The sequence below is a fragment of the Paenibacillus sp. 276b genome (assembly GCF_900107875.1).
Taxonomy (GTDB): Bacteria; Bacillota; Bacilli; order Paenibacillales; family Paenibacillaceae; genus Paenibacillus; species Paenibacillus marchantiae.
In genome coordinates, this window is sequence record NZ_FNRR01000009.1 from 13308 (window position 1) to 35667 (window position 22360).

The 22360-nt window shown below is 46.6% G+C and carries 19 protein-coding genes; 7 read left to right on the forward strand and 12 right to left on the reverse strand.

The features are described from left to right. Positions 1–10 precede the first annotated feature (10 nt). Both BLV50_RS28330 and BLV50_RS28335 read right to left on the reverse strand, forming a co-directional pair. Positions 11–685: a VOC family protein gene (locus BLV50_RS28330; RefSeq protein WP_090811296.1), complete on the reverse strand. Its 675-nt coding sequence runs from the start codon at positions 683–685 to the stop codon at positions 11–13. Positions 686–708: 23 nt separating this feature from the next. Beyond that, entirely contained in the window at positions 709–1590 is an 882-nt protein-coding gene (locus BLV50_RS28335) for a LysR family transcriptional regulator (protein WP_090811298.1), read from the reverse strand. Between the two features lie 161 nt (positions 1591–1751). Here BLV50_RS28335 and BLV50_RS28340 point away from each other — a divergent pair, with 161 nt between their 5' ends. Then, positions 1752–2945: an MFS transporter gene (locus tag BLV50_RS28340; RefSeq protein WP_090811300.1), complete on the forward strand. Its 1194-nt coding sequence runs from the start codon at positions 1752–1754 to the stop codon at positions 2943–2945. Between the two features lie 64 nt (positions 2946–3009). Here BLV50_RS28340 and BLV50_RS28345 read toward each other — a convergent pair whose 3' ends face one another. Then, the gene (locus BLV50_RS28345) at positions 3010–4014 is read right to left on the reverse strand and encodes a helix-turn-helix transcriptional regulator (protein WP_079697705.1); all 1005 of its coding nucleotides are present in this window, start codon (positions 4012–4014) and stop codon (positions 3010–3012) included. An 88-nt stretch (positions 4015–4102) separates the two neighbouring features. Between BLV50_RS28345 and BLV50_RS28350 the strand changes: the two genes are divergently transcribed. After that, positions 4103–4546, forward strand: coding sequence for a VOC family protein (locus BLV50_RS28350; RefSeq protein WP_063567055.1), 444 nt, complete (start codon positions 4103–4105; stop codon positions 4544–4546). An 89-nt stretch (positions 4547–4635) separates the two neighbouring features. Here the strand turns inward: BLV50_RS28350 and BLV50_RS28355 are convergent, their stop codons facing one another. The 4 genes from BLV50_RS28355 to BLV50_RS28370 form a co-directional block, all read right to left on the reverse strand. Beyond that, the gene (locus tag BLV50_RS28355) at positions 4636–5415 is read right to left on the reverse strand and encodes a PHP domain-containing protein (RefSeq protein ID WP_090811302.1); all 780 of its coding nucleotides are present in this window, start codon (positions 5413–5415) and stop codon (positions 4636–4638) included. A 64-nt stretch (positions 5416–5479) separates the two neighbouring features. After that, positions 5480–6307, reverse strand: a complete 828-nt coding sequence (locus tag BLV50_RS28360; protein WP_072735608.1) for an energy-coupling factor transporter transmembrane component T family protein — start codon at positions 6305–6307, stop codon at positions 5480–5482. After that, positions 6282–8168, reverse strand: a complete 1887-nt coding sequence (locus BLV50_RS28365; protein WP_256338067.1) for an ABC transporter ATP-binding protein — start codon at positions 8166–8168, stop codon at positions 6282–6284. The genes BLV50_RS28360 and BLV50_RS28365 overlap by 26 nt, the downstream gene beginning before the upstream one ends. Beyond that, the gene (locus BLV50_RS28370; protein ID WP_063567058.1) at positions 8161–9048 is read right to left on the reverse strand and encodes a DUF8171 family membrane protein; all 888 of its coding nucleotides are present in this window, start codon (positions 9046–9048) and stop codon (positions 8161–8163) included. Before BLV50_RS28370 ends, BLV50_RS28365 begins: the two co-directional genes overlap by 8 nt. A gap of 204 nt (positions 9049–9252) precedes the next feature. Between BLV50_RS28370 and BLV50_RS28375 the strand changes: the two genes are divergently transcribed. The 5 genes from BLV50_RS28375 (at position 9253) to BLV50_RS28395 (ending at position 15568) form a co-directional block, all read left to right on the forward strand. Then, a complete protein-coding gene (locus tag BLV50_RS28375) occupies positions 9253–10086 on the forward strand; it encodes a MurR/RpiR family transcriptional regulator (protein WP_079697702.1) in 834 nt (277 codons plus the stop codon). 304 nt (positions 10087–10390) lie between these two features. After that, complete coding sequence (locus tag BLV50_RS28380; RefSeq protein ID WP_063567060.1) at positions 10391–11341, forward strand: methyl-accepting chemotaxis protein; 951 nt, start codon at positions 10391–10393, stop codon at positions 11339–11341. Between the two features lie 158 nt (positions 11342–11499). Further along, positions 11500–13218: a spore germination protein gene (locus BLV50_RS28385; protein WP_090811305.1), complete on the forward strand. Its 1719-nt coding sequence runs from the start codon at positions 11500–11502 to the stop codon at positions 13216–13218. A 53-nt stretch (positions 13219–13271) separates the two neighbouring features. Then, a complete protein-coding gene (locus BLV50_RS28390) occupies positions 13272–14372 on the forward strand; it encodes a GerAB/ArcD/ProY family transporter (RefSeq protein WP_072735605.1) in 1101 nt (366 codons plus the stop codon). Further along, positions 14369–15568, forward strand: coding sequence for a Ger(x)C family spore germination protein (locus BLV50_RS28395; protein WP_090811307.1), 1200 nt, complete (start codon positions 14369–14371; stop codon positions 15566–15568). The genes BLV50_RS28390 and BLV50_RS28395 overlap by 4 nt, the downstream gene beginning before the upstream one ends. A gap of 270 nt (positions 15569–15838) precedes the next feature. Here the strand turns inward: BLV50_RS28395 and BLV50_RS28400 are convergent, their stop codons facing one another. The 5 genes from BLV50_RS28400 to BLV50_RS28420 all read right to left on the reverse strand — a co-directional run bounded on the left by BLV50_RS28400 (position 15839) and on the right by BLV50_RS28420 (position 22185). Next, positions 15839–16696 (reverse strand): DUF4097 family beta strand repeat-containing protein, encoded by an 858-nt coding sequence (locus tag BLV50_RS28400; protein WP_090811309.1) that lies wholly within the window; start codon positions 16694–16696, stop codon positions 15839–15841. Between the two features lie 35 nt (positions 16697–16731). Further along, a complete protein-coding gene (locus BLV50_RS28405) occupies positions 16732–19125 on the reverse strand; it encodes an ABC transporter permease (protein ID WP_256338068.1) in 2394 nt (797 codons plus the stop codon). Positions 19126–19137: 12 nt separating this feature from the next. After that, on the reverse strand, positions 19138–19896 hold the full coding sequence (locus tag BLV50_RS28410; protein WP_177031287.1) for an ABC transporter ATP-binding protein: 759 nt from the start codon (positions 19894–19896) through the stop codon (positions 19138–19140). Between the two features lie 120 nt (positions 19897–20016). Next, the gene (locus tag BLV50_RS28415; protein ID WP_090811312.1) at positions 20017–21459 is read right to left on the reverse strand and encodes a sensor histidine kinase; all 1443 of its coding nucleotides are present in this window, start codon (positions 21457–21459) and stop codon (positions 20017–20019) included. A 21-nt stretch (positions 21460–21480) separates the two neighbouring features. Further along, a complete protein-coding gene (locus BLV50_RS28420) occupies positions 21481–22185 on the reverse strand; it encodes a response regulator transcription factor (protein ID WP_090811313.1) in 705 nt (234 codons plus the stop codon). Positions 22186–22360: the final 175 nt, after the last annotated feature.

The window sequence follows — 22360 nt, forward strand, 5'->3', positions numbered from 1 at the left end:
CACTCTAACATCAAATCGAAACAATGGAATACAGACCATCCTGTATACGTAGACTACCGGGTTGCCCCGTTACAACCTTCACCTCAGTGGCAAATACCCCGGGCATACGTCCGTCTGGGAACCAGGGCATCTCTTTATCGATTACAATAAACATGCCTTCTGCGTCACCGATGGGGGCAAATTGCTTTCCGTCTCCGGCAAAGGGTTCAAGGTGATACTGTCCATTCATTTTGCTTATGGTACCGGGTACATCTTCGACAGGCAGGCCAATCTCGCTAATGCATAGAAGCTGCCTAGAATCAAAGGTTTCTTCGACTGCATTATCCAACGAATGGTGAGCGATGAACTCCATCAAATTACCACTCGGGTCATAGAAATAGAAAGCAGTTGCGTCCCAGTAGGGAAAATAGAACTCGTCTTTATCGTCCTTGGAAAGCAAAGAGATGTTTCGATCTTGAGCCCACTTCTTGGCTTCAGCAAGTTGGTTTGTCGGAATCGTAAATGCGACATGATAGAAGGGCTTTTCCTGGCCAGGAGCTTGCTGAAATGAAAGGACCGAATTTCCTGTGCGGAACGATACGGACGATGTACTCTCCTCCAGTAGCTCCAACTCCAATAACGTACCGTAAAACTGCTTCATTGCCTCCATTTGATGTGTGAACAAGTTAACCTCTTTTATTTGCAATTCAAGTCACTCTCCCTCTGAACTTATCCTTGATTAAAATAATCAATGGTTTTCTCAATGAATGCTTTGGCAGATTGGGTCAGGTAACGGTCGGACCGATGAATGATCTCAAAGTGACGGTAAGGAGCATCGTCCGTGATTCGGATGATGCGTAATGTCGGTTCATTCATTGCCTTGATCAGTGGATAGGGCAGTATCGTACCGCCAACGTTAGCTTTGACCAGACTAATAATGGAGGTTGCCGAACTTGTCTCCATAATTGTATTCAAGGTGAAACCATATTTCCGGCAATAGCCATCAACCAGTTCTCTGCCTGTGAATCCTTCTGGGAACATTACGGTCTGAATATCGCGCAGTTCCTTAATTCCAATCTCATTTCGTTCAGCCCAAGCGTGGTTTTCCGAAACGACGAGTACGTATTCTTCGCTGCACAAAGGAATGCGGACAAGACGGTCATCTGAAATGGAAGTAAGCTCAATGCCGATGTCTACTTCGTTATCCAACACTTGATTCAATACATAAATCGAAGAAACAACCTTTAATTTCACCTTGGGAAAATGGGCATGAAAATTAACGAGCAATGGAGTAAGACGGTAGTCCAAATCGGACGGTAGGACTCCAATCACCAGCTTGCCTCGCTGATCATTGCGGAATTCAGCTAATGCATCTTGGGTATTCTGTAAATGCCGAACCATTTGTACACAGTGCTCCAGAAATAGCATTCCCGCCTGCGTCATCACAATCTTTTTGCCTACCCGGTCGAACAAGGGAACACCTAACTCATCCTCCAACGCTCGAATCTGTTGGCTCAAGGTAGGTTGAGAAATGCCGATTTTATCTGCAGCACGTGTGAAATGGAGTTCCTCACAAACGACGATAAAGTTCTCCATTTGACGGATTTCCATATGCTTCCCCTCTAATCATTGGTTTTTGTAATCATTTTAATATAAACTATTGTATTGTTCAATCATTATAATACATCTATACTAGTCTTGCACCACAAAAAGATCTACAGCCTGGATCATTAGTGAATGCAACTAAATAACAATACATGAGGTGAGCCATAGTGAAACTATTTTATATCGTCCTGGCGCTTATTCTGGCTTCATTGAATTTGCGACCACCCATTACATCCATTTCTCCCTTAATGAGTACCATACAAAGTGATCTGGGTATTAGCGGAATTGCAGCAAGTCTGTTAACTACGCTTCCCGTATTATGTATGGGTATATTCGCTCCATTTTCCGTAAAGCTAAGCAGGAGGTGGGGGAATGAGGGCGCGATCGTTTTGGCTTTAACCCTCATTGGAATAGGTACGGCATTGCGGTTGTTCGTGGGTGCAACGCCTCTGATGATGTTTACTTCATTTCTATCCGGTGTTGGGATTGCATTGGCTGGTCCGTTGTTGTCCAGTTTTATCAAGCAGTATTTCCCTACGCGAGTTGCTGCTATGGTGGGGCTCTACTCTACAGCAATGGTCGTGGGGGCCAGCATTAGTGTTGGATTATCGGTTCCCCTTCAAAATCTCCTGGGGGGTTCGTGGAAGGGATCATTAGCGATGTGGGCATTGCTCGCCGTCATTGCTTTGCCGATCTGGATAAAATTAGCCTTGTCAGCACGAAAGGATCGACAATCCGGGCAGGTTTCAGCTGTGAATGTTGAAGCTCTTCCAGTGAAAAATAGTCGAGCATGGGTGCTGACATTGTTCTTCGGACTGATGGCAGCGATCTTCTATTCATTGACTGCATGGCTTGCGCCTGCGATCCAGAGCCAGGGATATACGAAAGAGATTGCCGGCAGCATCCAAACGTTATTTACGTTAATTTCATTGCCGTCTACGTTATTCATTCCAATGCTCGTTCACCGTTACCAAAGACGTGTATTCTGGCTTGTTGGATGTGCGTTAATGGAGTTAATAGGAGTCTTAATGCTGAACCTGTCCGTCAGTCCTTGGCTGGCCGCGATCCCACTCGGCATTGGTGCCGGGGGACTATTCCCTATCGCTCTAATGTTGCCCATTGATGAGACGAATAACGCTCAGGAAGCCAGCGCTTGGTCAGCCATGACCCAATCGGGCGGTTACATTCTGGGCGCCCTCGGTCCACTGGCGATCGGCTGGCTCCATGATACCACGGGCAGTTTTGTCCAAGCGTTCTATGGTCTGGCTATAATCATCGTGCTGCAAATCATAGTTCAGTTGGCGATAGGCAATAAAAAAAGCTCTCCAGCGGTTCATGATAAATCAGAGTCCAGAGTTTGACGGAAAAAGAGTGATATCAATGTGCGATGAATCGTAAACATTAAGTGGTTATTGGTGGCGGTAGTTAAACATGGTCGAGCAAGTCCAGATAGTGCTGTCGTAAGGATTCCTTTAAGGTATCGGGCTCCATGATCTTGATGGACTTGCCAAAGTTTGCGAGATAGCGAATGATGAACTCAATCTCATGGAATTCATACGACCCGACTAAATAGGCGTATCCATTTTGTCCAGTATCAGCTCCAGATTCGTTAATGATTCGCATGGATGGAAACTGTTCTTGCTGGAACAGTTCAACCCCGGCTTCATTGATCAGACATTTGAATGGGATAGCGTTCTCTGATGGTTTCCATAACGAGTGGGCATCCTGTAGATTGAGTTCATTAATATGTGGTATAGGTTCGATATCTGTCGCCTCGGATGAGGTGATCCGGTCACATCGGAACACACGGTACGCCTGTTTATCGAGATCATACGCCTGACAATACCAGTAGCCTTTCATGGCATAGAGGGCGATTGGCTGAATGGTGCGTATGCTGGGCTTAGTTTTATCGGGATTTGAGCTGGTATCTGGGTTACTGCTACTACTGCGAATATATTGATACGTAATCTGTATCACTATATTCTGTACAGCGGCCATTAATAGAAACTCCAAATGCTCACTATCCCGGATTTGCTCGGTGTGTCGAAAAGAGACCCGATGCTGGATTTGCTCAATATCCTGTCTCTGGTTTTCGGATAAGGCACTTAGAAACTTCTCGTGAATGGAACGAAAAGAGATCTGAAAGGGCAGGTTGGTAAAGCTGCGCAATGCCTGCATGGCAAAGTAGAGGGCATGAAGCTCACTTGTATTAAATGAAATGGGTGGCAGCTGCATTTGCTGAAGCAAACGATATCCCCCATAACGTCCATACTCGGCATAAATGGGAGCACCGATTTCCTCCAATGACGCGATGTCTCGTAATGCGGTTCTCTTGGATATCTGAAACTCCTGCATGAGATCTTGCAGGGTGAAGTGTTGCTTTTGATTGATAAAGCGCAGCATCTGGTTCATGCGTTCTGATTTTTTCATAAAAAAACCTCTCAATGGTGCCATGGATTGGCACCTTTTGTCGTTATAGTAAACAGTGTAATCCAATCACACGAAGGAGGCAATACAGATGAATTTTGAAGTGATCCCGTTTCTGTCGATGAATGGAGACGCTGCGGCAGCCATTGCTTTTTATGAGAAGTACCTGGGGGCCAATGTGTTGTTCAAGAAAAATTATAAAGAGATGAAGGAAATGAATCCGGGGTTTGAGTATCCTGAAGGGCAGGATGAATATATAACACATTCGGTACTCCAGATCGGGGTAAATAAATTGATGATTGCTGAGGAAGAAATGGATACGGGTCGACCGTGGCAGCAGGGAAACAGCACGTCATTATGCATTCAATCGAAAGATAAAAGTACGATGACGGAGCTGTATAATTCGCTGGTACAACATGAGCAGGTTAGGGTGTTGGTGCCTTATGAGCAAAACGAGTTTAGTCCGGGGTATGGAATCGTCCGTGATCCGTTCGGAATCGTGATTCAGCTTTGTGTGACGGTGCATGATTTTTAATTAGGTAAAAGTGAATCCGTAATGAGCCTGGAGGATGTATATCCTTTGGGCTCATTTTGAATTCTTTAGAAGTTGTGGTCTTCTTTTCCCTATACTTTTTGCAAACGGGTAGCGTCCAGCTTGGCAAGACGTTTCATCACTTTCTTCAGCATAACGGAAGCTTTGACACGGAGAGGAAGATCGTTGGATATTTCGATGCTGTACGTACCAGCGAGAATTTGCTCTTTGAGCTCGGCAACCGATGCACATGGACGATCCAGCACATTGAACACACTACCGTATTGCAGGCACTGGTGGGTATCGCTTCCGGCAGTGACGGGTTTACCGAGGGACTGGGCGAATGGTTCAACCTGACCGCGGCACGCCTCGATGCCGTATTGATACATATCCTTGGCGTTCAGATCAAAAGCGTCCAGACGTCCCAATAAATCACGGTCGAGTTGATACAGCGGGGTGGACTCGCGGAAAGGGTGTGCGCCAATTTTGAGCAAAGGCCATGCTTCGGCCATATCCAACAGATTGGCAAAAGGAATGAATGAACCTTTGGCTGTATATTGCTCCAGGCCGCTGCGGACGGCAAGAATATGTTCTTTTTGACCCACCAGCAAAATATGTCCTGTCTCCTGAATATCCACTTCCATGCCGGGAAAAATGCGCAGTCCATCTGCATCGTAGTACTCCCCGTTGTATGGATAAAGACGATCCAGCGTCTCATAGACCTCGTAGAAGTTGCGGGTGTTAAAATGTTCGGTAAGCGCAAGGGCTTCGAGCCCGCTGGCTATGGCTTCGTTGACCATTTCGGTGAAGTAATCGACCGAGAAATCAGAGTTTTTGGATAATTTGCCGTGTGTATGAAGATCAATGCGCATAGAAGACACTCCTTTATTCCATGAATGATTAATGGTATGAATAGTTACAGCATTTTATTTTGAATTACAGAATCTCGTAATGCCCGCCGAGCCAGAACAGCAGTGCAACATAGATTGCCGATCCGGCGAGAAATCCGAGGTCACGTGAGGTGATTTTCAGATGGGCGAGCTTCAGGCGTTTGGACTCAGGATGCTTCATGCCGTACGAGAAACCGCGTGTCTCCAGTGCTTCCACCGTTGTGCGGGAACGTTTGGCGGTAGCCAGCATTAGCGGGAAGAAAGACACAATGAACAGCTTCATATAGTAGACAACGAGTCGCCAGTAGAGCCATCCGTGCCGGGAGGGAACCTGACCCCGCAGTCTGTAGGACAGCATGATGTTGCGGAATTCACCGAACAGCACCGGCAATATGCGATAAGCATAAGAGAGGCTGAAAGAGAACGTCGCAGGCATGCCGAGCGCAAGTAACCCATCGCCGATCCGTTCCGGGTCCATGCCCGAAAAGACGGTGATACTCGCCAGCGAGACGATGGACAGCTTCAAGGTGAGCAGCAGCAGGGGGAATGCAGATTCCAGATTGCCGCCGAAGAACAGCGAGATGATAAACATCCAACCGACCTGGCCGATTAATCCTAAGCAGAGAATGATAATGATAAAAGGAGCGGCTCTGGACAATATGGTGGTAGTCACCATCAACAGAAACATGCCGAGCAGCACAGTTCCGTTATGAACAAACCAGGGAACGATGGCAAAAAAGAGATACCAGATCAGCATGGCACGGGGATCAATCCGCGACAGGCTGGCATGTCCGCTGCCATATACGGTATTCATCAGCTCAAGCTGAATGCGTTCAATGGATATTTTGTCAAACCAGTTGCGGACAAGCTGCATGATGCATATCCTCCTTGGTGAGTGATTGATTCAAGAGAGTATCAACAAAAGCCTCGGTTGTCGGTGAAAGTGTCGGTAGACCCATCCGGTGGGAGAGCTCCATGATCTGTGTAAGCGCAAGTCCGGAGCGGCGCAGAAGGGACTCATCCGCAAACACGTCGGCAGGTGTGCCGTCTGCTTCCACCTGACCATTGTGAAGCACGATAACGCGACTAGCCCACTGGGTAACCAGCTGCATATCATGCGTGGCAATGACGGTTGTTCGCACATGCTGATCCAGCTCATCCAGTACACCTATCAGTTCCTCGCGGGTGGCAAGGTCCAGATTGGCGGTGGGCTCATCCAGCAGCATAAGTGAAGGCTTCATGGCTGCACCGATGGCAAGTGTGACACGCCGCTGTTGTCCGCCACTGAGAAGCCGGGCATCCCGCTCTTGCAGCGGAGTAAGCCGAAAACGCTCCAGTACATGTGCAATTTGCTGGTCAGCTTCCGGGATGCGACGGTTCTTCAGGAAATACGCGACTTCTTTACGAACACTGTCTTCGATAAACATTTCGGAAGAGTTCTGAAAAATATAGGCGACCTTCCCCGCCAGCTGCTCCAAAGAGGAACGGTGCGTAACTTCACCCAGAACACTGACACTGCCTTCTTGAGGTAGGCTAATGCCAGCCATCATCTTCAGTAAGGAGGATTTACCCGCACCATTGTTGCCAATCAAGGCAATCCGTTCTCCTTCATGGAGTGAAATATTAACTCCACGAATGACTTCATGTTCTTTTTTGCCCAGTCCTCTGTAACGCAGCCGGGTTTGATGAAACTGTACAATGGGCATCAACGGTTCAGCAGCCGAGGCAGGCGTTAAACGCTTGGTATTTGCAATTTGGCTAGAAACGTCGCGTGCCAAGTTCGAATAGGATGAAGGTTCATTTTGCAAAGAAGCGGATGGAATGGATGGGTAATGCTCGGCAAAATAAACGTTTGCTTCTTCCACAGTAATCGGGAAGCGTTGTTCTGAACCTGAGAGGCCCGCAATTGTTTTTTCTCCCTGCGATAACTCTGCAGCCTGAATAGCTGCCCGTGTAACCTCAGGAGGTTGAATGCCCAGCCGTTCCAGATCCGCAATTCGATTCAAACCTTCCTTAACAGGAAGGTTCCACAAGACCCGGCCTTTGTCCATCAATACCACATCTGCGCAGAAGTCGGCGATAAATTCAGTATGGTGCTCGATGACGATAATCGTCTTGCCATATTCCGTATTCAATTTCGAAAGACACTCATAGATGAGTCTTGCATGCTGCGGGTCAAGCTGTGAGACAGGTTCATCCACGATCAGGATATCGGGGTCGAGCGACAGAGCTCCGGCCAGAGCGAGCAGATGTTTCTGCCCACCACTCAATTCCCAGATGTATCGGTTATGAATGGTATCCAGACCACACATGGCAAGTGCGCGTTCTCCGAGCTCCCGATAGTTGGGCAGTCCGTAGTTGAGTGGTGCAAAGCAAGCCTCGTCCAAGACGGTGGGACGCACGAGCTGGTTATCGAAATCCTGATAGACGTAACCGATCTTTCTGGACAGATCTGCAACACTTCGCCCTTCGGCAGGCATGCCAAGTACATGAACTTCACCGGAGAAGTCTCCTGTGTAGAATTGAGGAATAAGGCCATTGAACAACTTGCACAGGGTGGATTTGCCGCAGCCGTTGCCCCCGATAATGGCTGTAAAACTGCCTCGTGGGAGTTCGAGTGAAGCTCCGTTCAGGACGGGCTCTTCGGAGCCAGGATACGTAAAGATGACATTTTGAATGGAAATGGCAGAATCCGATGCGGAAACAGAAGCTGATGTGGACATTTCATTATGCATAAGGGCGATTCTCCGTACCGGGTACCGTTTTGTTTTTGCTTCGTTTAGCGCGCATGATCAGTAATGTCACCACAGCAACCAATGCGGCAGCTCCGATACTAATCCATATTGAAGCCGAACCATATTGATCTGCATAGTCCGTCTCCCAAACAGCGAAGTTGATATCCATTTCGGACAGGGATTCCGCACCAAAGGCCAGCCCAAGCAGCAGCACACCGATCAGGATCAGTTTCGGACGGAAGAAGCCGATTCCTTCATACTTCATCCCTGGATTACGAGGTTTGATGCCGAGCAGTGGTTCAATTTTGCCATAGAGTAGGGGTACGAGATACAGCGTAGGCAGCAGAGCGAACAGGATGCCTGAGAACAGTACGTCATTCAGAAAGCCAACCCCTTCAATCAGCACAACACTTTCCGCAAGTCCAGGGACGGCTTCCAGCTGCTCCACACCAATCCACACTTTACCGATATCCACCAGTGAACTAAGGAACTGATGAATGATGACGCCTGTCATAGCTGCGATTCCGACCTGTCTGCGATTGCGAGGATCACTGACCATACGTCCTGCGACATACATGGCAAAGGAAAAGGTAAGGAATTTCTCCAGCTCGCCCAGTCCGCCAAATTGCCCCAGCATCAGCTCACCGAAGATCACTTCGCCAAGAGCCGCACCAAGGGCAGCAATCATGGGGTGGAACAAAATGCAAAGTGTCAGCGGAATGAAGGCAAAGTACTCAACAGACAATTCAATCGGTCCAAGCTGGAGCTTGGGAATAAGCTCTGTGAACATGTTGGACAAGCCGTACAGTGACATGGATAGCACAAACACCATCATTTTCTGTGAAGACGTCAGCGTATAACGCTCAGTCATCTTCTTCATCGATACATACCTCCCTGAAAGTTGGTGATCATCATAGCCACAGTCTAGGGGCAGAGTATTAACGGGAAAGAAGATATTTGTAAATCGGATGTAATTTTTATTACACATTAAGATGTTAATGAAAAAAATATTACATACATAACCCACTTATTATTCTCTCAACTGATATACTGAGTGCAGAGCGAGAAAAGGAGTGCATACGGAATGAATTTGTTTACTCATAAAGAACAGCTGTCGCCAGGTCATCTGAAAATTGCTGATTTTGTTGAACGCAATCCGGAAGAGATTCTGTTCATGACGGAACAGGAGATTGCCGACAGGCTGGGGGTCAGTATTGCGACCGTATCCCGTTTCTGGCGGGCGGTTGGATATGACAATGCCAAAGCATTCAAAATCCGGCTTCGTACATCCGAAGACACTACACCTGCCCTTAAATTAAATAAAACCATATCCCGCATGGATACGGACAGCCTTCCCGTTCAGTTACTGGAGGCCTCCGTCAGCCATTTGCAGGAGACGTTATCCCATATGAAGCAGGGGGATCTGGAGCACGCAGCAGCGATCCTTGCTGAAGCACGAAGAGTATATGTGTATGCTCCAGGGCCTTCCGCTGGTTTGGCGGAATTATTGTCCTTTCGGCTATCCCGATTCGGATTGACGGTCATCCACCTCGCCGGAGGTGGCCATGAATTATTGGAATCACTGATGCATATGCAACGGGAGGATGTTGTGCTGCTGATGTGTTTTACAAGACTCTTGCCTGAAGCAGAGGTCATTCTGGATTATGCCAGAGATACAGGCAGTAAAGCCGTACTTGTAACAGATCGGGAAGACCTCTTATATGGATTGGGGACGGAGTTATCTTTTTACGTTAGTAGAGGGGAGCTTGGCGAATTTCATTCCATGGTTACTCCACTACTGTTAATGGAACAACTGGTGCTGGCGGTGGGATTGATGCAGAAGGACCATGCGCTGTCTAAGCTGGAGCGGCTCGCTGACTTGCGCAGTCGGTACGCAGATAAATTGCCGCGAGACTGATGGATGAAACAGGTAGCGTAATATACAGAGACGACTACTGATAACATCAAATCTATGGAAGGTTATACCATAATTAGGGGCGGTTAATCCGCTCCTTTTTGTGTTAGAATTTGCTCATGAAAAATATTGTTTAGACAGTTAGTTTATTGGGTATAAAAAGTCAAGCCGTAACGAATTGTTAGAAATTGATTTGGGAGTGATCCAATTGACTGCAATTGGAGTATACAATAATAGAGTCGTCTCTATTCAGTTGAATACATAATTGCACTACAACAGGAACTGCCAGAATGAGAACGGTTTAATCATGGGAAGAAGTCAGGGAGTGGGGATCGCTTTGCCTATAGTAGATGTGGAAAAAAAAGATGTTGTTACCGATGCGCTGGTCATTAAGGCCATGGAGAAAAGTCTGGCTATCATTCGATTCGATATGGATCGACGGGTTACGTATGTAAATGAAGTTTTTGCCCAGACGATGGGCTATTCCGTAGCTGAGATGTATGGCATGCAGCATGAGCAATTTTGTTTCGACGAATTCGTGAAAAGCCCTGACTATAATGCGTTTTGGAGTAGTATTTTTAACGGTACTAGCTTCCAGGATAAGGTTGAACGCAAGGATGCAAAGGGAAATCCCGTATGGCTTGAAGCGACATATATGCCCGTCTATGATGAATTGAATCAGAATATATTGGGTGTGTCCAAAATAGCTACAAACATCACGACCCGTCAGAATAATATTTCAGCTGTAGTTAATGAACTGAAGACGATGTCACATGATCTGAACGAACATGCTGATATCGGCATTGAGCGAAGCCGTGAGCTGATGTCCAGTATCACGTATATATCTGAAGTTTCCGCCCACAACCGAGCGACACTGAATCATTTGCAAGAACAGGCACGTTCTATCCAGGGAGTTGTTAAAACGATTCGCGAAATTGCGTCGCAGACCCAGCTTCTGGCCCTGAACGCTGCGATTGAAGCGGCACATGCAGGCGAATATGGGCGCGGGTTCGATGTTGTAGCCAAGGAAGTACGCAAACTATCGGCTATGGTCGAAAATTCCATTAATGAGATTCGGGATAGTGTGAATGGGATAACCAAAGAGATTACGAACATTTCTGGCGGAACACAGAAGGTTGAAGGCTACGTGGAGCGAAGTCAGCAGCAGATCGAGGTGGCGTTGAATGATTTTACAACCATTGCGGCGTCTGCACATCTACTTGATGAGAAGGCGCAACACGTAACCAAAATCGTATAGATAAGGTAAACTCCAATAACCCCTAGGGAAGCGGGTGCCAATAGAGGCATCTGCTTTTTTGTTGTTCAAAAAAACGGGAATTATTGTGAGCAATCGGGGAAACAATACTCTGGAATACCTGCAAGTTCATAGCGCAGAGAAATGTTGGGGTGAGGGTGATGTGGTCAACGATTTGGTCGTACGTGCCGGAGTGGCCCATATGGTTACAGGCTTTTTTGTTATGTGTCATTCCGCTATCGATTCTGAAAATAACCCGTTGGATTCGTTCTTCCGTGGATCAGGGAAGCTTCGCAATTTCTACAGATCAAAACCAAGGCAATAACGACGAGCAATCTGTATCATCAGGATCTGATGAGAACCAGGGTTTAGAAACAGGGCGTTATGCCAATATCAAGCTTACCGGGAATTATGTTACCGATTTAATTAGTTCAAAGGAGACCTTTGCTCAGAATGCTGATGTACATATTCGAGAGTTTACAATACGAGGCACGAATACAAGGGCAGCGGTCATGTATATTGATGGTCTTGTGGACCAGCAATTGATTGATGAGCATCTGATTACACCTCTGATGATCAGGGGTGTACCGGAACTGCAACAGGAGAGCTTCCTTCATCCAGCCGATATACATCAGATTAAGAACTATCTAAGTAATCAGCTTCTGCCTGTCAGCCAGATACAGGAGACCGAATCGTTACAGGAGCTGGCCTTGGGAGTACTTGGGGGTAAAAATGCACTCCTTGTGGATGGCATGCAAGGTGCACTGCTGATTGGCACACCCAAAGGAATAAGCCGCAACATTGAAGAGCCCTTGTCCGAAGCATTGCTTCGCGGGCCAAGAATTGGATTTACGGAGCATCTCAGTGACAATACAGGTATACTGCGACGCTTCGGAAGCAATCAGAGTTTGTTTATTCAGAAATTTGAAGTGGGTACCCGGATCAAGAAGGATCTTGCTATCGCGTATATAGAGGATATTGCCGATCCTGAGCTTGTGGCAGAGGTCCAGAGGCGCATAGAAGGATTGGATATGGATGTCATGCTGGAATCCGGTTATGTGGAGCAGCTAATTGAAGACGATGAGCTGAGTCCGTTTCAACAGATCCAAAACACGGAAAGGCCAGACCGCGTAATCAGCGGAATGTTAGAGGGACGTGTTGCCATACTGCTTGATGGTACACCGTTTGCCTTAATTGTGCCCGCAACCTTCAGCATGCTGCTGCAATCTCCTGAGGATTATTATGAGCGCTGGATACCAGGCACATTTCTGCGCATGCTTCGTTTTCTGGCAGCCATGATTGCGCTATTTGCTCCTGCCTTGTACATCTCCTTTATTTCATTTCATCCTGGTCTGATTCCCACGAAGTTGGCATTGACCATTATTGAGACGCGAAATGGTGTACCGTTTCCTTCCATTATTGAAGCACTCATTATGGAGACAGCCATTGAAATATTGCGTGAGGCTGGTATCCGTCTGCCCAAACCGATCGGTCCGGCGATGGGCATCGTCGGTGGTCTCATTATCGGGGATGCAGCCGTACAGGCCGGTATTGTCAGTCCATTTCTCGTCATCGTAGTTGCGGTAACGGCGATCTCCTCATTTTCCATCCCTACCTATAGTGCTGGAATTACACTGCGAATTTTGCGTTTTACAGGCATGTTCAGTGCAGCGGCGCTTGGATTATTCGGGGTGATTATGTTCTTCCTGCTTATTTGCAGCCATCTCGTGCGCCTGAAAAGCTTTGGGGTTCCCTATGTCAGCCCAGTGGTTCCGTATAGCTTGAGCGAATGGAAGGACTTGCTGATCCGTGCACCATTAAAAATGATGAGGCGGCGTCCGCGCATGATGAACCCTACCGATCCGGATCGCAAGAAATAGATGAATAGCAAGATTAACATAAACATTTTAAACCAGAGCAAAGAGGTGATAACGTGAATCGTCCCACGGATAAGCTGACGACAACCCAGACCGGAGTCATGATTATCAATTACATGCTGGGCGCTGGGATTTTGACACTTCCGCGTACTACGGTTGAGGCGGTAGACACACCGGATGTCTGGATCTCCATCATCATATCCGGGCTAATCGCCACGTTTATCGGCATTATGCTCGTCATCCTGTGCCGACGATTTCCTGGCAAAACGGGTTTTCAGTTTGTTCAGGAAATAACAGGTTCATGGATTGCTTTTATACTGGGAGCGGTTGCGATTATCTATTTTCTGGTCATTTCGGCATTTGAAATTCGGGTCATGGCAGAAGTAACCGGACTTTATCTGCTGGAAGGAACACCGGTCTGGGCTATTGTTATGGTCTTCATGTGGGTGGGCATCTATTTGAACTCAGGCGGTCTTGGTGCAGTAGCACGTTTATTCGAGATTATTTTGCCCATCACACTTATCATTTTTGTCATTGCGATTTTGCTTAGTAGCAAACTGTTTGAAATTAATAACCTGAGACCCGTATTGGGAGAAGGGATTATGCCGGTATTCAAGGGACTTAAGTCAACTTTGCTTGCGTATACGGGCTATGAAGTGATGTTTGTCATCATGGCTTATATGCAGCACCCGCAAAAAGGGATCAAAGCGGTAATGTGGGGTACGCTCGTTCCGACAGGCATCTACTTAATTACGGTAGTTATGGTAATCGGAAGTCTTTCCATTGAAGGCATGAAAACTCGAACGTGGCCTACCCTGGATCTGATGAGAAGCTTTGAGCTACAGGGATTGATCTTTGAGCGTTTTGAATCGCTGCTGCTCGTGATCTGGATCATGCAAATCTTCTCGACCTTCTCGATCACACACTATGCAGCTACCGTTGGCTGTGCCCAGTTGTTCAAAAGCAAGAAAATTTTACCTGCCATGTTTATCCTGTTGCCTGTAATTTATATCATTGCCTTAATTCCCAAGGATGTGAACGAAACATTTCAACTGGGGGATGCGGTGGGTAATTTATCCATTTACCTATTTGGAATTCTGCCTACAGTCCTGCTGTTGATTAGCATCCTCCGCAAAAAAGGAGGGAAGTACGCATGAGTCGCAAAGTCAGATTAGCGCTATTGCTGCCTGGATTAATGCTGCTGTTGTTTACCTCTGGATGCTGGAGCAGCAAAGAGATTGAGGATCTTAGTGTGTACGTGGGACTGGGTATTGATGTTGCCAAAGAGACAGAATTTGAGAAGAGTGTGAATGAACAGGGTGGACACTATCCGAAAAGGAATAATATCACAGCTACGGTTCAGATTGTTCCTAAGGGATCATCCAAGGAAGAGAGCCAGCAAGGATCCCCTGGAGCAGGGAAGTCCTATTTTAACGAACAATTAACAGGCGATTCAGTTATACAGATATTTCGTCAGTTCTCTCTGAGAAGAGACCGGCCGCTGATTGGACATCATCTGAAAGTCATCGTGGTGTCCTCCGAGGTGACCCGGAAATTCAGACTGGATCAACTGCTTGATTTTGTGTTGCGTGATAATGATATTCGGCCAAGCTGTCTGGTTGTTGTCAGTGATCGCAGGGCACTGGATGCATTGACGTCCAACGATCCCAGTGAGATTCCTTCATTCTACCTTACCGGACTTGTGGACAATGTGTATCGTACCAATAAAATTCTGCCACCAGTCTCACTCGCCAAATTGGATGCAACCATGCAATCAGGGTCGAGCTATTTGCTGCAAAATGTCATCTCCTATGAGGGGGAACACAAGTTTTCGGGAGCGGCCATTTTTAGCGGGAAAACGAACCGATGGATCGGAAGTCTGAATCAGACGGACATGGAGGGACTATCCTGGGTACAAGGAAAAGCGAAAGGTGGAGTCGTTAAGACGTATACACACAAAGACGGCAGCACTATAACCTACGAGATTAAACACATAAAATCGAAAATTATTCCCACAGTTAAGGGGGACGATATTTCATTTCATGTTCAAATTGAATCAGACGGCTGGTTTATGGAAAATTGGACAGCTCCGGAAGCGCATGGTTCTGAGCATTATCTGGATGGTCTGGAGAAGGACTTCGGTCATATGGCTGAACAACAGGTAGATCAATTGCTTCACAAAATGCAGGATGTCTACAAGGTGGATGCAGCAGGGTTTGGCGATAAGCTGCGAATCAAATATCCACGGGTATGGAAGAAAATTAAAAATAACTGGGACGAAACGTTTAGTGAAATTCCGATCACGTATGATATTAAAGTTAAAATCACAAATCAGGGATCATCGACGGAATAAGGGGACATTCTTTTTGTTTTTCTGATCGCTGCAATTAGTTTGAATTGTGCCTACGGAAGTGGTGACGGAAGCGGTAGGTATCTGATCCGTGGGGACCCAAAGCTAATTTTTGAGAAGTGACTTATACAACATGTACAGAGAAGAGCCCTCTCTATCCGATAAAGGATTGTAGAGGACTCTTTCTGCGTGCTTTTTCGATGGACACAAGCCTAGAATCTCTTTACTTAATTGAGGATAAGCGGATTGCCACCAGCTAATGAGCTTAACCAATTATTTGTTCTCCACTGAAATGGAACCCAAGGAAGTCTGTATGGAGAGCAAAGGGCCGCCGCCATTAATGTCTGTTTTTCCCTTTGCCGCACCCGAGACTTTGCCCAAATCTGTCGCTGTTTTCAACGTGTATGCAAGGTTGGCTGGGAGAATGGCTGTGACCGTGCCTACTTCTGTTGAAGCTTTAAGCTGGCTTCCTTCGGCAAGGTTGTTCAGATCGAGACGAATAGTGCCTGCATCGGATGTAATCGATGATTTTCCGTCCACTTCAACTTCGGCAAGTTCAATCGATCCCGTATTGTTGGATATATCATAACTGCCTTTCAGACCGGTGAGTGAAATAGTGCCTACCTCGGTGGATATCTCATACTCCGCGACTTGGGCAGGAACTTCCACAACATAGTTAACAGTAAAATGGGAGTTCCCCAGATTTTTGTTGGCCCAGGACCATATATCCGTTCCATCCTGTCCCTTGGCTTGAAGCTGGACGGACGTCCTCTTTCCTTTGGTTATCAAGGAGAATTCCGCATTCTGGCCGAGTTCTTCCAGCGTAGATTCACCAGAACGATTGTTTAATGCCTGAAGGGTTGTGCGGACATGAAGCCCGCTGTCTTCACTGCGACGTATCTCAATATTTCCAACGGAATTTTCAATAATCAGTGTATTGGAAACCTCCTGCAGGCTTGCTTCAGCAAGCTCCTTGTCTATGGCGTTGCTGCTAATCAACTTCATCCATCCGGACTCTGCACCTTGTGAAGTGCTGCCTTCGGATGGTGATGTGATGGGGTTATTCGTGCATGCAGCCAACAGACTGACTGAACTCAGGGCAACCAGAAGCTTTTTGTATACTCTTCGCATGTTCTTGTCTCCTTCATCCTTCATATGTTCATGTATTATTCAACGACCAGGATACGTGGGGATGCATCTCGGATCACTCTCGAGGATACCCAGGAGCCAAGAGCTGCGGCAAGAATACTTAGACAAGCAAAGATTATAATGCCTCCCCAGTTCAAAATGAGAGGAATCTGTACAATCCCGTATCCCGATAGGACTTTTTCAAGCAGACGCGGCAGCACATACACACCGACAACGACTCCAAGTACTGCGCCGATGGCGGATAGAGCTGCAACGCCCATGGCAACGGACAATCGAATTCTTCTAGAAGTCATGCCTATGGACTTGTAAATACCGTAGGTTTTGCTTTCTTTACGAATACTGATTCGGCAGGTACTAAAAATGATGATAAACGTAACGAGAATAAACAACAGACCGATGAGAGCCATGGGGTAAACGAAAATGCTTGCAGCTTCAGCATATACGGAATCAAGCAGGGTTTTCTGCGTGACGATGGAAGCAGAGTCTTTGAATTGTTCGTTTAACTGCTGCGCAATGGTCTCTGCCTGCGATGGATCATTGACATTGATAAAGGCTACATTGACATCCTCATAATTGGGGTTCACACTTCGCACAGCATCAACGGTAATACGCCCAGATACAGACAGGTTGGAGATAGCCTGGTAGACGCCTGTGATCATGAACGTACGCTGTTCACCCTCGATATAAAGGTCGATCAGGTCGCCCAAATCCTTGTTCAACATGCGTGCAACACCTACACCAATCGAAATTTCATTTTCACGTTCAGGATTGGTACCTCTCAATGTTTCGAACCCAAGCTCTTTGTAATTCCCATCAAGTACACTCAGGTAGAGACTGGTGGATTGGCCGGCCATTTTCGCTGATGACTCGGGACTGACGACCCCTGTGATGTTCCCTTGCCAGCCCACATTTTTGATGCGAGGGTCCTCTTCCAGCACCTGCTTTAACTCATCCTTGGGGAAGGTAGATTTGTTCACAACGACGGCGGCGATGTTAGCATTGTCGTAGCCCCACTTGGCAGCTGTCTGATAAATTCCGGTAATGCTGGTCAGTACAACATATCCAAGGACAAGCACAGAGGCAGCCATCGTGGTTAACAGCAGCATCAGAACAGAGCTCTTGGTATTCTTGATCAGATTTCGAATGCCAATGACGGCGGCTACTGGCAGCCGGGCAAATCCAACCCGGTTGGCTAGAGGCGAATTCATTCGTCGGGCCAAGCGGGTATTTTCTGTTTCCGACATACCGTAGCGGATGGCTTGAACAGGCTCGATGCTGCGCGCCTTTTTGGCGTATAACACAACGAATAATATTACCAGCGCAAACAGCAGTATGCCGACTAACATGGCTGCTCCGATGCCTTCCATCGGTACATCTCCATTGCCAGTTCGCAGAGAAGACACAGAAATGTTGATAATGAATTTGGATACAAACACGCTCAGCGCCAGTCCTGGAATAACGGCAATGATGGACAGCAAAGCATATTGAATAACATAGGTACCGATTGTTCTCCCGGAGGTCAATCCCAGTGATTTCAGAATCCCTATTGTTTTGTAGTTGGCCAGAATGGCATCCGAAATGGTAAATCCAATGGTGATGAGAGCGATAACCATCATGACAGCACCCAGGAAAATCATAATGAATCCAATAATCTGATTGATAATCAGATAGAAGGAAGAGATACTCTCAAACTCCATCTTGGTTTCCAAGAAAGGGGTAGGGGTCTCACTGTTGTAACGATCCCAATAGCTGGAGTTGGTTCGATAATCATCAAAATGGATACCCATCATATAATTATCTTTTCCTGCGAGTGCCTGGAAGTCATTCTGGTAGTCTGTACTGTTCATCCAGATCCTTGCCGCATTGGTGAATGGTGCACCGTAAGGTACATCGACTACAATCGCGGATACCCGAAGATCAAGCGCGGAGGACCCTGTTTTGAAATTAACGGTATCTCCTACGGCTATATCATAGGCATTCGCCATTGAAGTGGGAATCCATACGCTCCCTTGTTCGGGAGCCGAACTCTGCGCACCACTCGAAAAGATCAGTTCATCGACGGCCCAGGGCGGCTGAGGGGTATTCATCATGTACAGATAAAGGTTGGGAATGTCCATGCCTTTGAAGGCGATTCCGGACAAGGTACGATACGTGAGCAAAGGTGAAACCTCAACTCCGTCCTGTTCAGCCCACCAGTCATAGACGGCTTTAGGATCATTCAGTCCTTTATCAAACGTCAATATTTGATGGGACCCGTTGGTCCGGCTGTGCATTTCGTTGAACAGATTACCCGTGTTGGCCAGAATAATAACCGCAGTGGATACCAGAAGTGTAGACAGCAAAATGAGCAGGGTGATAAACAGATTCTGTGTCTTATTTTTGCTCAGGTAGGAAAGGCTCAGTTTCAACATAGCAGCCATAAATTACTCCTTTCCCGACACAAACGCGAAGACCATCGATTCCCGATTCTGGATCTGGTGTTCGTCATATTTGTCAAACTCGAGAATACCTCCAACCTTGCCATCCCGGATAAAGATCAGACGATCCGCCCGGCAGGCTGCCTTGATATCATGCGTAACCATCACAACAGACTGTCCCTTACGGTTGATATCGGTCAGGATATCCAGCACGGCTTTCCCGTGCTCATAGTTGAGGCTTCCCGTGGGTTCATCTGCCAAGATGATGTCCGGTGAATTGATCAGCGCACGTGCAATAGCTGCTCGTTGCTGCTGGCCACCCGAGGTTTGGGAGGGGAGACGGCTATTCTGTCCGTCGATATCCATTGCCTTCATGAGGTGGGTGGCACGTGCCTTGACCTCACTTTTTTTGCTTCCGGCAATGTAACCTGGCAAGGCGATGTTGTCCTGGATGGAAAGATCGGGCACCAGATTGATACTTTGGTAGATGTAGCCGATTCTACGGGTACGGAATTCGGATATTTCCCGCTCACTATAGGCGTCAATACGCTGATCCTGAAAATAAACCTCGCCGGCTGTTACTTGGTCTAGTCCGCTTAACAGATAGAGCAGCGTTGATTTGCCTGAGCCGGAATTACCCATGATGACAGTGAAGTCCCCTTCATAAATATCAAGATCGACGTTGCGAATGGCATGATATTGCTCGCTTCCAGTATTATATGTCTTGCATAAGTTTTGAGCGCGGATAATGGATGTTTTGGTCAAACAGATCACTCCCGATTGTAATATAGGGTTCATTCTAAAGGAGGGATATTGATGAAGCCTTATCAAATTATGAATAAAGTATTACAGGCACCATACGGACAGACAGGGTCTCTTATTCGCTCAGCAGATCGGGAGATTAAACTGAAAGATTGTACCCTGTCCTTCTTTGCTTGAAAAGGAGATATGTCCCCCGTGCGCCTCAATAATGCTTTTGCAGATAGACAAACCTAGGCCTGTCCCTTCGTGAGCGTTTCTGTTTGACCAGGAAGTCTGGCCTTTAAAATAACGTTCAAAAACAAAAGGCATGTCCTGTGCACGTATTCCCTGACCTGAATCAGCGATTGTAACGTTGAGTTGGTCGGCTTCCAACTCTACATTTATACGAATGGCGTCTCCTGGAGAAGTATGCTTAAGAGCGTTCGAGACTAGATTGGAAATGACTTGTTCAATTCGAATAGGGTCCATTTGGATTAATACATTTGGAATGTTTTTGGGTGCTTCATAAATCATTCCACTCGTTAGAACAACATGTCCAATCGGTTTTAACATACGCTCAAAGGTGGGGCTGCTATATACTTCATAAGGCTCCACCGATATCTGGCCCAGCTCCTGCAATGCATGAACAAGCAGGTCCTCGACAAGACGAGCTGTTTTGTCCGTATTGGTCTGCATGACTTTCATATACTCCATCAGAGTTTCTTTATCGGAGCATATTCCTTCCAGAATAGCTTCTATGTAGGCTTTTACTGTTGTAATCGGTGTTTTGATATCATGAGAAATATTGGTAATGAGTTCTTTTTGCGCAGTTTCCTGCCGGATACGAAGTTCGCTTAAATGCATAATTTCTGTACGCATCAGATCAAACATGGCGTATAGTTCGCTCATCTCATCCATGCGGTTATACTGTACCGGTTCATTATATTGTCCTTTGAGAATGGATTCGGCATGTTTCTTCAACTGATGAATGGGGGAGAGCAGCTGTGTCTTAAATTTTCTCTTCATCAACACTAGATAAATGCCAAGAACCATAGAGGTGATCAAAAGCGTACCCAAAATAAAGAAAGGGAATATCACCGTTTCTTTCACCATAACCATTGCCTTAGGAATCGTGAAGAGGGCATTGCCAATCTGGCTTCCTTCGGGACCAGCCATAACAGGGAAAGCGATGTTAAGCGAATCGTTTCCGTTCGTGGCCTGTACGGCATGATTCAGATCATAATGCAGGGCTGATCGCAGATTGACTTGTTTTCCTTCGGAGGTGGGAGAAGAGGACAGCAATATAGTCCCATCCAATCCAACATAAGAAAGCTCTACCCCGTTTTCCTTGACGATAGAAAGAAGATTTTCTCGTACTCTTGTTTCCTGCAGGAGATGAATATTCTGTTCCAGGTTAAGCAGGATGGGGTTAACCCGGAGACGGACTTGCTGGATGGACACAGTAGACTCAGTCGAATTTCTGGTTTCAAGCAGATTAAGAAATAAAACCAGACTGCATCCGACCAGAATAATCAGGAGGATGAATGTCGTTTTGAGCCATCGTGCGGACCATGTGTTTAGTGACAAGTTGCCTCCTCCAATCTTTGCCTATTCATGATTGAATTTGTATCCGACGCCCCAGACGGTCTTTAGAACAGCAGGATGGGAAGGGTCTGCCTCAATTTTTTCTCTTAGTCTGCGAATATACACGGTCACCGTATTTTCATCTCCGTATGCAGCATATCCCCAGATCGCATCCAGCAATTGAGACTTGGAGAAGACCTGGTTTTTATTGCTCGCCAGATAATGCAGCAGCTCAAATTCCTTGGCGGAAAGAGAAACCTCGTTACCGTCTAGGGTAACTTTATAGGCTTTCTTGTCAATTTCCAGGTTAGCCAAACGTAGCAGATCTGTTCTGTCCCGCTCGCTCGCTAAAGTTAAACTGTCATATCGTCTAAAGTGCGCATTAATTCGTGCGAGTAATTCGCTCAGGGAGAAGGGTTTGGTCATATAGTCATCCGCCCCGAATCCCAGGCCGAGTACCTTGTCGGTATCACTGCCTCGTGCACTCAATATGAAAATGGGAATGTTGTTTCTCCGCCGAATTTCCCGGCATACATCGATCCCGTCCATATCCGGAAGCATGATGTCCAGAATAATATAATCCGGCTGCAACATGTCCATCATCTGCAACCCGTCTTGTCCATTGCTGGCCACTGCGGCTTCATACTGATTTTTGGTCAAATAATCTCGCAAAATGCGCGAAATATCATGTTCGTCTTCGATAATTAAAATTTTACGTTTGGTTTCCATTGAAATCTCTCCAAATAGTAGAGTGGTAGTGTATAAGACTATCCTATGTATGAATCTGTAAGAATACTATATTTTAACTATACAGGTTTGTTTTCGTGAAGTCATGGGAACTACAAGAGGTTTTTTTGAAAGAAAGCAGCCGATTGAAATCAGCTGCTTTCATTATAAAGAAGGA

What these genes read in the sequence shown, in the direction of transcription:
- BLV50_RS28335 (WP_090811298.1), bottom strand. Translation starts at nt 1,590, where the DNA reads ATGGAAATCCGTCAAATGGAGAACTTTATCGTCGTTTGTGAGGAACTC.
- BLV50_RS28345 (WP_079697705.1), bottom strand. Translation starts at nt 4,014, where the DNA reads ATGAAAAAATCAGAACGCATGAACCAGATGCTGCGCTTTATCAATCAA.
- BLV50_RS28350 (WP_063567055.1), top strand. Translation starts at nt 4,103, where the DNA reads ATGAATTTTGAAGTGATCCCGTTTCTGTCGATGAATGGAGACGCTGCG.
- BLV50_RS28355 (WP_090811302.1), bottom strand. Translation starts at nt 5,415, where the DNA reads ATGCGCATTGATCTTCATACACACGGCAAATTATCCAAAAACTCTGAT.
- BLV50_RS28360 (WP_072735608.1), bottom strand. Translation starts at nt 6,307, where the DNA reads ATGCAGCTTGTCCGCAACTGGTTTGACAAAATATCCATTGAACGCATT.
- BLV50_RS28365 (WP_256338067.1), bottom strand. Translation starts at nt 8,168, where the DNA reads ATGCATAATGAAATGTCCACATCAGCTTCTGTTTCCGCATCGGATTCT.
- BLV50_RS28370 (WP_063567058.1), bottom strand. Translation starts at nt 9,048, where the DNA reads ATGAAGAAGATGACTGAGCGTTATACGCTGACGTCTTCACAGAAAATG.
- BLV50_RS28375 (WP_079697702.1), top strand. Translation starts at nt 9,253, where the DNA reads ATGAATTTGTTTACTCATAAAGAACAGCTGTCGCCAGGTCATCTGAAA.
- BLV50_RS28380 (WP_063567060.1), top strand. Translation starts at nt 10,391, where the DNA reads ATGGGAAGAAGTCAGGGAGTGGGGATCGCTTTGCCTATAGTAGATGTG.
- BLV50_RS28385 (WP_090811305.1), top strand. Translation starts at nt 11,500, where the DNA reads ATGTGGTCAACGATTTGGTCGTACGTGCCGGAGTGGCCCATATGGTTA.
- BLV50_RS28395 (WP_090811307.1), top strand. Translation starts at nt 14,369, where the DNA reads ATGAGTCGCAAAGTCAGATTAGCGCTATTGCTGCCTGGATTAATGCTG.
- BLV50_RS28400 (WP_090811309.1), bottom strand. Translation starts at nt 16,696, where the DNA reads ATGCGAAGAGTATACAAAAAGCTTCTGGTTGCCCTGAGTTCAGTCAGT.
- BLV50_RS28405 (WP_256338068.1), bottom strand. Translation starts at nt 19,125, where the DNA reads ATGTTGAAACTGAGCCTTTCCTACCTGAGCAAAAATAAGACACAGAAT.
- BLV50_RS28420 (WP_090811313.1), bottom strand. Translation starts at nt 22,185, where the DNA reads ATGGAAACCAAACGTAAAATTTTAATTATCGAAGACGAACATGATATT.